Source organism: Pseudomonas sp. NPDC088444, from assembly GCF_044900175.1.
In the GTDB taxonomy this organism is placed as follows: Bacteria; Pseudomonadota; Gammaproteobacteria; order Pseudomonadales; family Pseudomonadaceae; genus Aquipseudomonas.
Map to the genome: position 1 here is coordinate 235,989 of NZ_JBJDNK010000010.1, position 12,364 is coordinate 248,352.

The following is a 12,364-nucleotide window of genomic DNA, read 5'->3' on the forward strand; positions in this document are numbered from 1 at the left end:
CCCCACTCACGGCGCCAAGAACTTTCCGCTTCCGTCGATGGTCACTGATGAGCACCTTTTGCATTCAAACGATTGAGTGGTGAATCCAATGGAAAATATCAGCTTGTTGCTAAGCGAAGCCCTGGCACCGTATCAGGCGAGTCTGGGCGCTGCAGGGGTTAATGGCGAGCGTCTGGTGACGTTGAGTAATGCAGCCGGTGCGATTGTGATCGAGCGTGTCTACAGCGCTGCGCAGTTGTGTGACAAACGTCAGTTGACCGACGTGGTCGACGGGCTTCATCGAGATCTGATGGTCGCCGAGGGGCGTATAGAACCTTGTGTGATCGCTGCAATGCGTAATGCGACACAGGTCACTCATTTCGCTGCCGGTCAAGCTTTCATCTGAACCACGGGGAACCTTATCGGCCGAAGTGGCTCTTATTCATTACGGCAGGTGCAGGCATTGTGCTCCGGTGTTCATGTCGCCTGCCGTACGGGTCCAAGGTGGACCGCGGTTGACCCCGAGTAGTCTCCCCGCTGCTCGGGGTTTCTTTTGTCCAGCGTTTTTCAATTGCCCGGCTCGTCGAAAAACGTCTGCGCGTCGCGCAGGTATTCGTCTCTCTTGACCATCCACTCGGCATAGAAGCCGACCAGCCTGGTCGTGCGCAATACACGCATTTCCCGATTGATCACGTCCATGGCGGCGCGCCCTTTGTCGGTCTTCGAGCAGCCGATGTGGGCGAACTGATATTTGGGAGCATCCTTGACCGGGAAGAACTCCAGCTCATCCAGTGGAATGGCCTGTTGCTGCGCGTGATAACGCGCTTCTGGCCAGTAACTGATGATGGCCTGAAAACGGTCCATGCGTTCCATCTGCAACATGCTGCCCACCGCCGCATTGCCGTAGTGCAGGACCAGACTGTCTTGGTGGGGTGTTGTGCGCAGAATCTTGTCGATGGTCGGCCCGTAGCTGCGTTCCGCCACGATCCCTACCTTGACCGTATTGCTCGCCAGCAGCGAGGTGAGATCGAGATGGCCATCGTCGGTGAGGAAGGGGGCGAAGCGCTCGTGATTGCTTTTCTCGATGGTCACGCCGTTACCGGGCGTGGCGTAGGTCGGGATCGAGAACAGGATGGTTTTTTCCCGTTCAGGGGTCCACAACAGCGTCGGATCGCAGGCAAACACGTCCGGGTCTTGCAGCATTTGCGTACCCCGTGCGCGGTTCACGTGCATGATCTGGTGATTGTACTCGGGCATGCGCGCGATCAGTTCGGGCATCAGCTTGTCGATGGCCCCTTGGCCGGTCTGGGGGCCGGCAAAGATGGTCAGGGGCGGAAAGTCGCGCAGCAGCCAGGTCAGTGTTTCCTTGGCATGCGCGGTTCCGGGTATCGTGCCCAGTACCGATGTAACGAGCAGGACACAGAGCCCGGACTTGAGAGGGCGCGGGGAGCGATTGACCATCCGTCGATGTAAATCCCGAAAAAACTGACTGGGGCCGGACTCTGCGCGATCACCACCGAAAGGTACTGAAGGTGCAACGGGCCGCTCTGAACACTTCATCCTAGAGGGTCTCGCATCAAGGTATCGGCGTTGTAGTCCATTTGTTTAACACTCGTCACCTTTGGACGAGTAAAGCACTGCACCGCCGTTTCAGCACACCGTTTGCGCCACTTGAGCGATCAATCATCGCGTCGGGTCGTTCAATGGTCATGCATCGGTTAGACTTGGCGCCTTTCCCGTCTCTAGAAGCCCGTTCATGGCCCAGCCGTCCACGACCTATAAATTCGAACTGAACCTCACCGATCTGGATCGTGGGGTGTATGAAACCGTCAAACAGACCATCGCCCGCCATCCTTCGGAAACCGAGGAGCGTATGGCCGTGCGCCTTTTGGCCTACGCGCTCTGGTACAACGAACACCTGTCGTTTGGCCGGGGGCTATCGGATGTCGACGAACCTGCCCTGTGGGAAAAGAGCCTGGACGACCGCGTGTTGCATTGGATCGAAGTGGGCCAGCCGGACATCGAGCGTCTGACCTGGTGCTCCCGTCGGACCGAACGCACCAGTTTGCTGGCCTACGGCAGCCTGCGTGTCTGGGAGGGCAAAGTGGTGCCTCCTGCTCAGGCGCTGAAGAACGTGAACATTGCCGCCGTGCCCCAAGAGGTACTGGAAACCCTGGCCCGCGAGATGCCACGGGTGATCAAGTGGGACGTCATGATCAGCGAAGGTACGGTGTTCGTGACCGACGACCGTGGTCAGCACGAGGTGCAGTTGCAATGGCTGGCGGGCGAGCGCGGTTGATCGTCGCCTTCACGCCTTCCTGAACACGCTTCACACCAAAGAACATCAGCGGAACCCGCATGCGCATCGAATCACGCCAGTTGCCCGACACCCTGCCATTTCTGGGCGATCTGCCGCCCCTGTTGACCCGCCTGTATGCTTCGCGCGGCGTCGTGTCACCCGATGAACTGGACAAAGGCCTGGCGCGGTTGATCCCGTATCAGCAGCTCAAGGGCATCGATGCGGCTGTGGGTCTGCTGGTGACGGCTCTGCAACAACGCCAGCGCATCCTGATCGTCGGCGACTTTGATGCCGATGGCGCGACGGCCAGCACTGTGGGCGTTCTGGGCCTGCGTTTGCTGGGTGCGGCACATGTCGATTATCTGGTGCCGAACCGCTTCGAATATGGCTATGGCCTGACTCCGGAAATCGTCAAGGTCGCCCTTGAGCGCCAGCCTGATCTCCTGATGACCGTAGACAACGGCATCTCCAGTGTCGAGGGCGTTGCGGCGGCCAAGGCAGCGGGTTTGCAGGTATTGGTCACCGATCACCACTTGCCGGGCCACGAGCTGCCTGCCGCTGACGCCATCGTCAACCCCAACCAACCGGGCTGCACCTTCCCGAGCAAGGCGCTGGCGGGGGTGGGGGTGATGTTTTATGTGCTGATGGCCCTGCGCGCGCGGTTGCGCGACATTGGCTGGTTCGAGGCCAATGGTCGGGCACAGCCGAATCTGGGCGAACTGCTGGATCTTGTGGCGCTGGGCAGCGTGGCCGACGTCGTGCCTCTGGACGCCAACAACCGCATTCTGGTGCATCAGGGCCTGATGCGGATTCGTGCAGGGCGCGCGCGTCCGGGATTGCGGGCGATTCTGGAAGTCGCCCGTCGCGACCCTTCGCGCATCACCTCGACCGATCTTGGGTTCATCCTCGGGCCTCGCCTGAACGCAGCGGGTCGTCTGGACGACATGAGTCTGGGCATCGAATGCCTGCTCTGCGACGATGAAACCCTGGCCCGGGAAATGGCCACTCAACTGGACGAACTCAATCAGGACCGCAAGTCCATTGAGCAGGGCATGCAGCGCGAAGCGCTCGCCCAGTTGAAAGACCTGCCGGTGGAGTCGATGCCGTTCGGTCTGTGCCTGTACGAAGCCGAGTGGCATCAGGGCGTGATCGGGATTCTCGCCTCGCGCCTCAAAGAGCGCTACCACCGTCCGACCATCGCGTTCGCCAGTGCTGGAGAGGGCGTGTTGAAAGGGTCGGCGCGTTCGGTGCCCGGTTTCCATATTCGCGACGCGCTGGACGCGGTCGCAGCGAAGCACCCTGCCTTGATCAGCAAGTTCGGTGGCCACGCCATGGCTGCTGGCCTGTCGCTGCCTGCCGAGAATTTCCCGGCGTTCGCCGAGGCCTTCGACGCCGAGGTGCGTCGCCAATTGACGGAAGAAGACTTGACCGGTCGTCTGCTGTCAGACGGCACGCTGGCGGTCGAGGAGTTTCACCTGGAGCTGGCGCGTGCGCTGCGCAATGCCGGGCCTTGGGGGCAGCATTTCCCTGAGCCGCTGTTCCATGGCGTTTTCCAGTTGGTGGAGCAGCGGGTGGTCGGTGAGCGGCATCTGAAGATGGTACTCAGGACCGAATGTGGCACCGTCAGACTCGATGGCATTGCCTTCAGCGTGGACCGGGACGTCTGGCCCAATCCGACCGTGCGTTGGGTCGAGTTGGCGTACAAGCTGGACCTGAACGAGTTCCGTGGCAATGAAACCGTGCAATTGCTGGTCGCGCATATTTCCCCGCGCTGACTTTTCCGCAGGAACGTCACTTCTCTCAGGTTGTCGACTAGGCTCAAGGTTCAGAACAACGGACCTTCCAACGCCACTTGAGAGAGGTGCCCATGAGCCTGCTGCTTGAACCCTTCACCTTCCGTCAACTGACCCTGCGCAATCGCATCGTGGTGTCGCCGATGTGCCAGTACTGCTGTGCCGACGGCCTGGCCAATGACTGGCATCTGGTGCACCTGGGCAGTCGTGCCGTGGGTGGCGCCGGGTTGATTTTCACTGAGGCTGCTGCAGTGACCCGCGACGGCCGCATCACCCCCGAAGACCTCGGCATCTGGTCCGATGACCAGATCGCGCCGCTGCAACGCATTACCCGATTCATCACCGCGCAAGGTGCGGTTGCCGGTATTCAACTGGCTCATGCCGGGCGCAAGGCCAGCACATGGCGGCCTTGGCTGGGCAAGCACGGCAGCATCCCCACGGATGAGGGGGGCTGGACGCCATGGGGGCCGTCCGAAATCGCGTTCGACCCTCAGCACACCAAACCCACGCCGCTTGACGAGACTCAAATCAAGACGGTGATTCAGGCCTTCGTCGATGCCGCAAAACGGGCGCTGACGGCAGGGTTTTCGGTGGTGGAGATTCATGCGGCCCACGGCTATCTGTTGCATCAATTCTTGTCGCCGTTGAGTAACCAACGGCGTGATCAATACGGTGGCTCGTTCGAGAATCGCATTCGCCTGACACTGGAAGTCACCGCAGCCGTGCGCAAGGTCTGGCCGCAGGAGTTGCCGTTGTTCGTGCGGGTGTCGGCCACTGATTGGGTCGAGGACGGCTGGAACCCGGATGAAACGGTCGAACTGGCCAAACGACTCAAGGCCATTGGTGCCGACTTGATCGACGTGTCATCGGGCGGCACGGCGGCCAATGCCGAGATTCCAGTGGGGCCGGGGTATCAGACCGAGTTCGCGGGGCGTGTTCGGCGAGAGTCGGGGATCGCCACCGGGACGGTGGGCATGATCACCGAGCCGTATCAGGCCGACACGATTTTGCGTACTGGCCAGGCGGATTTGATTCTCTTGGCCCGCGAGCTGTTGCGTGATCCGTATTGGCCCTTGCATGCCGATGATGATCTGGGTGGGCGCCAGGCGGTGTGGCCTGCGCAGTATCAGCGGGCGACCCATCGGGATCAGCCGATTCATGAGTCGGATTTGCGCGATTGAGCAGTCTGGCGTTGTCAGTTCTGTAGCAGTCCGGCTCGTCGGCGGTGGCGTCCGTACAATCGCCACCGCCGGCGAGCCGGACTGCCACGGGGGGGGACGTTCTCAGTTTTCCAGCAATCCCTTCACCCGCTCGCTGAGCGCCGGAATCGAAAACGGCTTGGTCAGCACATGCATGCCCGGTTCGAGCCGTCCTTTGTCCAGCGCGGCATTTTCGGCATAACCGGTGACGAACAACACTTTCAGACCAGGCCGGAGCGTGCGCGCGGCGTCAGCCAGTTGGCGACCATTCATGCCGCCCGGCAAGCCAACATCCGACACCAACAGGTCAATGGCCTGACGTGTGTTCAAGATTTCCAGCGCCGATGCCCCAGTGTCTGCTTCCAGTACACGATAGCCCTGATCGGTCAGCACCTCAGCGACCAGCACCCGTACCGACGGTTCATCATCCACCACCAGAACGGTTTCCCCGCCTGCTCCCAGGCGAGCGTCGGGATCCGGGACGGGCGCGTGTTCGGTGACGACTGGAACATCGGAGTGCGCGGGCAGATAAATGCAGATTTGCGAGCCTCGTCCAAGGGTCGATTTGATCTGTACACCGCCCCCCGACTGGCGGGCAAATCCGTAGATCATCGACAGCCCAAGGCCTGTCCCCATCCCGATGGGTTTGGTGGTGAAGAAGGGATCGAATGCCCGCTTGACCACTTCACTGCTCATGCCGCTGCCGTTGTCGCTCACGCACAGCGCGACGTAGCGGCCTTCGGGCAATTCCAGGTCCCGTGCCTCGGCGGCGTCGAGCTCTTTGTTGCAGGTTTCGATCAGCAACTGACCGCCATCCGGCATGGCGTCGCGCGCGTTAAGGCACAAGTTGAGCAGGGCGTTTTCCAGTTGGTGGGGGTCCACCAGTGTCGCCCATAACCCTCTTGTGGCGATGACATCCATGGCAATGGAGGGGCCGACGGTCCGCCGGATCAGGTCGGCCATGCCCTCGACGAGTCGATCGATATCGGTGTGTCTGGGGTCCAGGGTTTGACGACGCGAAAACGCCAGCAGCCGATGGGTCAACGCAGCGGCTCTGCGTGAGCCTTCAAGCGCCGATTCGATGTAACGCTCCAGATGCTCGGTCCGTCCCTTGGCGACGCGGTTTTTTAGCAGCTCGATGTTGCCGCTGACCCCCATCAGCAGGTTGTTGAAGTCATGGGCCAGTCCGCCGGTCAACTGCCCGACCGCTTCCATTTTTTGCGATTGGCGCAACGCGTCCTCCGCCACGCGCAGGGCATCGGCCTGCTGTTTCTCGGTGGTGATGTCCCGCGCGCTGCAGTACATCTTCCCGCCTTCCGGCACCGCTACCCAGGACAGCCAGCGATAGCTGCCATCCTTGCGCCGGTAGCGGTTTTCCAGATTCAAAACCGGATGGTTGTGGCTCAGGGCATCGAACGCTTCCTGGCTGCGCGGGGCGTCGTCGGGATGGATCAGATCGATGAACGCCCGTTTCGACAGTTCGTCATCGGACCAGCCCAGGGTCAAGCGCCAGGCGGGGTTGGTGGTTTCGAAGCGCAAATCGTCGGTCATGACCGACAACAGGTCAGGGCTGACTTGCCACGTCAGCCCGCGTTCGTGAGAGCGCTCGATCACCTGGCGCTCCAGATTGGCGATCAGGTCCAGCCGACGCTGTTCGCTGGCCTTTAATGCTCGTTGGTCCAGGACGCGTTTGGTGGTTTCCTTGGTGATGCACAGCAATCCGGCCACAGCGTTTTGCTCGTCGATGACGGGCGAGAACGAGAATGACCACCACGTCCGTTCGATTTCCCCGTAACGGGCCATTGTCAACGGCAGGTCTTCGCATTGGTAGGGGATACCCCGCAGCGCGTCTTCCACATTGGGCAGCACCTGATCCCATACGTCCGACCACAGCTCCTGCATCCGCGCGCCCATGGCCTTTTCCACCCGAGGGCCGAGCACGGGCGCATAGGCATCGTTGTGAAAGAAGAGCAGATCGGGACCCCAGAGTACGTACATCGACTCTGGAGAATTGAAGATCAGGTTCAAGTGCACTTTCAGCGCGGCAGGCCACTGCTCCATGGGGCCTAGCGACGTCTCGCTCCAGTCGATTCCCATAAGGGTGCGAGCGGCCTCACTGTCACCTGCGGGGAAGCGGGGGTATCTGGTCAACGAAGCAGGCTCCAGTCAGGGGGTGACAGTGTACGAAGCCGGACCGGAAAAATCCTCACCCTTTCTATCCAATTGAGGGTGAATGGATTGGATGAGCGATTCGTGCTTACTCGAACGAATAGCAAAAAGCCCCTGCCAATCCAAAGCAGCGTCAAGGGTGTTGACCATGGAAGTGCACAGGGGTTGCGTGGTGATATCAAATTCTCATCAGTTTTTTGAGATCACTCTGATCGTTCCCACGCTCCGCGTGGTAACGCTGTTTTCGGCGCACTGCGTCCGCTTGGGACGCGGAGCGTTGGTGGAGGCATCCCCACGCGAAGCGTGGGAACGATCAGATTGATCAGCGCAGGCAAGGGAGGCTCAATGCTTGAACATCACATGCCGCACGGTGGTGTAGTCCTCCAGTCCGTACATGGACATGTCCTTGCCATAACCGGACAGTTTCTGACCGCCGTGGGGCATTTCGCTGACGAGCATGAAGTGGGTGTTCACCCAGGTGCAGCCATATTGCAGGCGCGCCGAGAGGCGATGAGCGCGGCCGACGTCCTGGGTCCAGACCGACGAGGCCAGGCCGTAGTCCGAATCGTTGGCCCAGCCGAGCACCTGCGCTTCATCGTCGAACTGAGTGACTGACACCACAGGTCCGAATACCTCGCGGCGAACGATTTCGTCATCCTGCTGGACATCGGCGATGACCGTTGGCTGGAAGAAGAAGCCATTGCCGTCGATGGCTTTGCCGCCGGTGATCAGGCGGGTGTGGGACTGGGCGACGGCGCGCTCGACGAAGCCGGTCACGCGGTCGCGATGTTGGGCGGTGATCAGCGGACCGAGTTCGGTGTTCGGGTCATCCTGCAGGCCGACTTTGATGGTGCTGACTGCTTCACCGAGTTTCTGCACGAACTTCTCGTAGATGCCTTTCTGCGCGTAAATACGGCAAGCGGCGGTGCAGTCCTGGCCTGCGTTGTAGAAGCCGAAGGTGCGAATGCCTTCGACGGCGGCGTCGATGTCAGCGTCGTCGAAAATGATGACCGGCGCTTTTCCGCCCAGCTCCATGTGCATGCGTTTGACGCTGTCGGCGGTGCTGGAAATGATGTGCGAGCCAGTGGCGATGGAGCCGGTCAGCGAGACCATGCGCACTTTCGGGTGAGTCACCAACGGGTTGCCGACAGTCTGGCCGCGACCGAACACCAGGTTCAGCACGCCTGCGGGGAAGATGTCATTGGCCAATTCGATGAGGCGCAATGCGGTCAGCGGGGTTTGTTCGGATGGCTTGAGCACTACGGTATTGCCTGCGGCGAGGGCCGGGGCGATTTTCCAGGCGACCATCATCAGCGGGTAGTTCCACGGCGCAATCGAGGCGATCACGCCTACCGGGTCGCGGCGGATCATTGAGGTGTGGCCCGGCAGGTATTCACCGGCCGCCGAGCCGCCCATGCAGCGGCTGGCCCCGGCGAAGAAGCGGAACACGTCGGCAATCGCGGGCAGTTCATCGTTCAGCGCGGCGTGGTAAGGCTTGCCGCAGTTGTCCGACTCCAGTTTGGCCAGTTCTTCGGCGTTGGTGTCAATGGCATCGGCAAGTTTCAGCAGCAGCAACGAGCGGTCTTTCGGTGCGGTCTGCGACCAGCTCTCGAACGCGGCATCGGCGGCGCGCACGGCGGTGTCGACCTGGCCTTCGCTGGCCTCATTGATCTCCACCAGCACACGGCCCAGTGCGGGGTTGAACACGGGTTGCGCGGGACCTTCACCGGCGACCAGTTGGCCATTGATCAGCAGTTTGGTTTGCATGGGGTTGTCCTCTTGTTCGATCCGTTGGGTATTTCGGGCGCGTTGGCCTGTCGCTACTGCATTGATTCAAATCGGGCCCCTTGTGGGAGCGAGTTCATTCGCGAATCGGTATTCCAGGCGACAGCGTTGTGTCGAATGTACCGACGCCATTGCGAATGAATTCGCTCCCACAGGGGATTGGCGTAGTTCCTTAAAAAAGGATTATTTCCCGCCGCTACCGGCCACACTTTCGCCGCCACGGGTCAGGTAATAGGCGCCGAGGATCGGCAGCATGGTCACCATCATCACCAGCATGGCGACGACGTTGGTCACCGGCACATCCCGTGGGCGGCTGAGTTGGTTGAGCAACCAGATCGGAAGCGTGCGTTCATGGCCTGCGGTGAAGGTGGTGACGATGATTTCGTCGAACGACAACGCGAACGCCAGCATCCCACCCGCCAGCAACGCCGAACCCAGGTTCGGCAGGATGATGTAGCGGAAGGTCTGCCAACCGTCCGCGCCCAAATCCATCGAGGCCTCAATGAGGCTGTGGGAGGTGCGGCGCAAACGGGCGATGACGTTGTTGTAGACGATCACCACGCAGAACGTTGCATGGCCGACGATGATGGTGAACATCCCCGGCTCGATGCCCAGTGACTTGAACGCCGACAGCAGCGCCAACCCGGTGATGATGCCGGGCAGGGCAATAGGCAGGATCAGCATCAGTGAGATGCCGTCCTTGCCGAAGAAGTCCCGGCGGTACAACGCCGCTGAGGCCAGCGTGCCCAGCACCAGCGCGATCAGGGTGGCAACGCAGGCGATCTGCAGCGACAGCTTGATCGCTTCCAGCACATCAGGCCGGGCAAACGCCACACTGAACCACTTCAGAGTGAACCCCTGTGGTGGAAAGCTGAACGCAGCGTCTTCGGTGTTGAAGGCGTACATGAAGATGATCAGGATCGGGAAGTGCAGAAACACCAGCCCGCCCCAGGCGGCGATCTTCAAGCCCCATGAGGCTTGATCGCCTTGCTTGATGACAGGCTTAGAGCGCATCGAAAGCCCCCAGTCGTTTGACGATGGACAGGTAAATGGCGATCAGCACGATGGGCACCAGCGTGAACGCGGCGGCCATGGGCATGTTGCCAATGGCGCCTTGCTGGGCGTAGACCATGCTGCCAATGAAATAGCCCGGCGGGCCGATCAGTTGGGGGACGATGAAGTCGCCCAAGGTCAGCGAGAAGGTGAAGATCGAACCCGCTGCGATGCCCGGCACCGACAGCGGCAAAATCACCTGCATGAACGTTTGCCGGGGTGTGGCGCCCAGATCCGCCGAGGCTTGCAGCAATGACGGCGGCAGACGTTCAAGTGAGGCCTGAATCGGCAGGATCATGAACGGCAGCCAGATATAGACGAATACCAGAAAGCGCCCCAGATGGGAGGTCGACAGGGTGCTGCCGCCGACGCCGGGAAGCCCCAGAATCGCCTGCAACACCGGTTCCAGCCCCAAGTGCTGAACGAACCACTGCGCCACGCCGCCTTTGGCCAGCAACAGCGTCCAGGCATAGGCTTTGACGATGTAACTGGCCCACATCGGCATCATCACCGCAATGTAGAAAAACGCCTTGGTCTTGCCCGTGGTGTAACGCGCCATGTAGTAGGCGATGGGAAAGGCGACGATGGCGCTGGCGATGGACACCGCGATGGCCATGGTCAGGGTGCGCTGGATCACATCGAAGTTGGCCGGGTTGAACAGCGCAGCGAAGTTGGTCAGGGTCAGGTCGGGGGTGACCGTCATGCTGAAGTCGTCGAAGGTGTAAAACCCTTGCCACAGCAGGCCCAGCAGCGAACCGAGATAGATCGCGCCGAACCACAGCAGCGGCGGGATCAATAGCAGCGACAGGTACAGGTTCGGCCGTAGATACAGCAGATTGGAGAGGCGTCGCAGGGGCGAAAGCCCTGGCATCGGCGCTGAATGCGCGACTGTCTGGCTCATGTCAGCGGGCCTCGGTGACAGGGTCGTGCAGCGCGACCATCGCCTCACGCGCCCAGCGTGCGGTGACCCGCTGGCCGGTCTGGTGTTGCGCGCTGGTGTCTAGCCATTGGGTATTGTGCTGGCTGACACTCAAGGTCTGGCCGTTATCCAGCATCAGTTCGAAGCGGGTCGCACTGCCTTGATACTGGATGTCGTGCAGCAAGCCGCTGACTTCGATCTCATGACTGCCCGCCGGGCCTTCAGCGAAGCGGATGTGCTCGGGTCGAATGGAGAACGCATTGGCATTGCCGCTCAATTGCTGCGCCAGCTCGCCGCGCAGCACGTTGGAAGTGCCGACGAACTCGGCAACGAACGGCGTCGCCGGTTTCATGTACAGGTTGCGCGGGGTGTCGACTTGTTCGATGCGGCCCTTGTTGAACACCGCGACGCGGTCTGACATGGACAACGCTTCGGTCTGGTCGTGGGTCACGAAAATGAAGGTGATGCCCAGTTGGCGCTGGAGTTTCTTCAACTCGCTCTGCATCTGCTCGCGCAACTTGAGGTCGAGGGCGCCAAGGGGTTCGTCGAGTAACAGGACGCGTGGGCGATTGACCAGCGCACGTGCCAACGCCACACGCTGGCGCTGGCCGCCGGAAAGCTGCACCGGTTTGCGATCGCCATAACCGCCGAGGGCGACCATGCTCAGCGCCTCTTCGGCGCGGGTCAGGCGCTCGCTCTTGCCCACGCCTTTGACCTTCAGGCCATAGGCCACGTTGTCACGCACGTTCATGTGGGGGAACAGGGCGTAATCCTGGAACACCGTATTCACGTCGCGCTGGTACGGCGGCAGGCCTGCTGCTTCCTCGCCATGAATGCGGATCGAACCTGCGCTGGGTTGCTCGAAGCCTGCGATCAAGCGCAGGCAGGTGGTTTTGCCCGAGCCCGACGGGCCCAGCATGGAAAAGAACTCGCCGTCCTTGATGTCGATGGAAACCCGGTCAACGGCCTTCACATCGCCGAACTGACGGGAAACGTGGGTGAACTGGACTGCAAGGGTCATGATTGGAAACTCTGGAGATAGCAGGGATCTGGAGTCTTGCGCGGTCGCCTTTGTGGGAGCCGGCTTGCTGGCGAATGCGTCAGGTCAGGCACTGCAATGTTGAATGACTGACCGCATTCATCGGAACGCCGCCCGCACCAAGCCGGC

General features: G+C 61.0%; 10 protein-coding genes. 4 read left to right on the forward strand and 6 right to left on the reverse strand.

Annotated elements, in window-relative coordinates:
- Positions 1-88: 88 nt before the first annotated feature.
- Positions 89-385, forward strand: coding sequence for a DUF3509 domain-containing protein (locus ACI2KB_RS20710; RefSeq protein WP_404637398.1), 297 nt, complete (start codon positions 89-91; stop codon positions 383-385).
- Positions 386-546: 161 nt separating this feature from the next.
- Here the strand turns inward: ACI2KB_RS20710 and ACI2KB_RS20715 are convergent, their stop codons facing one another.
- Positions 547-1,440: a TIGR02285 family protein gene (locus ACI2KB_RS20715; protein ID WP_404637400.1), complete on the reverse strand. Its 894-nt coding sequence runs from the start codon at positions 1,438-1,440 to the stop codon at positions 547-549.
- Positions 1,441-1,735: 295 nt separating this feature from the next.
- Between ACI2KB_RS20715 and ACI2KB_RS20720 the strand changes: the two genes are divergently transcribed.
- From ACI2KB_RS20720 to ACI2KB_RS20730, 3 genes are all read left to right on the forward strand, one after another.
- The gene (locus ACI2KB_RS20720; protein ID WP_404637402.1) at positions 1,736-2,278 is read left to right on the forward strand and encodes a YaeQ family protein; all 543 of its coding nucleotides are present in this window, start codon (positions 1,736-1,738) and stop codon (positions 2,276-2,278) included.
- A gap of 59 nt (positions 2,279-2,337) precedes the next feature.
- Entirely contained in the window at positions 2,338-4,053 is a 1,716-nt protein-coding gene (recJ, locus tag ACI2KB_RS20725; protein WP_404637404.1) for a single-stranded-DNA-specific exonuclease RecJ, read from the forward strand.
- A 92-nt stretch (positions 4,054-4,145) separates the two neighbouring features.
- Positions 4,146-5,252, forward strand: a complete 1,107-nt coding sequence (locus ACI2KB_RS20730; RefSeq protein WP_404637406.1) for an NADH:flavin oxidoreductase/NADH oxidase — start codon at positions 4,146-4,148, stop codon at positions 5,250-5,252.
- Positions 5,253-5,354: 102 nt separating this feature from the next.
- Here the strand turns inward: ACI2KB_RS20730 and ACI2KB_RS20735 are convergent, their stop codons facing one another.
- The 5 genes from ACI2KB_RS20735 to ACI2KB_RS20755 form a co-directional block, all read right to left on the reverse strand.
- On the reverse strand, positions 5,355-7,367 hold the full coding sequence (locus tag ACI2KB_RS20735; protein WP_404637560.1) for a response regulator: 2,013 nt from the start codon (positions 7,365-7,367) through the stop codon (positions 5,355-5,357).
- Positions 7,368-7,781: 414 nt separating this feature from the next.
- A complete protein-coding gene (locus ACI2KB_RS20740) occupies positions 7,782-9,206 on the reverse strand; it encodes a gamma-aminobutyraldehyde dehydrogenase (RefSeq protein WP_404637408.1) in 1,425 nt (474 codons plus the stop codon).
- Between the two features lie 201 nt (positions 9,207-9,407).
- Positions 9,408-10,238 carry an ABC transporter permease gene (locus ACI2KB_RS20745; RefSeq protein WP_404637410.1) on the reverse strand — a complete coding sequence of 277 codons (831 nt, stop codon included), beginning with the start codon at positions 10,236-10,238 and terminating at the stop codon, positions 9,408-9,410.
- Positions 10,228-11,148, reverse strand: coding sequence for an ABC transporter permease (locus tag ACI2KB_RS20750; RefSeq protein ID WP_404637562.1), 921 nt, complete (start codon positions 11,146-11,148; stop codon positions 10,228-10,230). The genes ACI2KB_RS20745 and ACI2KB_RS20750 overlap by 11 nt, the downstream gene beginning before the upstream one ends.
- Before the next feature lie 31 nt (positions 11,149-11,179).
- The gene (locus ACI2KB_RS20755) at positions 11,180-12,217 is read right to left on the reverse strand and encodes an ABC transporter ATP-binding protein (RefSeq protein ID WP_404637412.1); all 1,038 of its coding nucleotides are present in this window, start codon (positions 12,215-12,217) and stop codon (positions 11,180-11,182) included.
- Positions 12,218-12,364 lie beyond the last annotated feature (147 nt).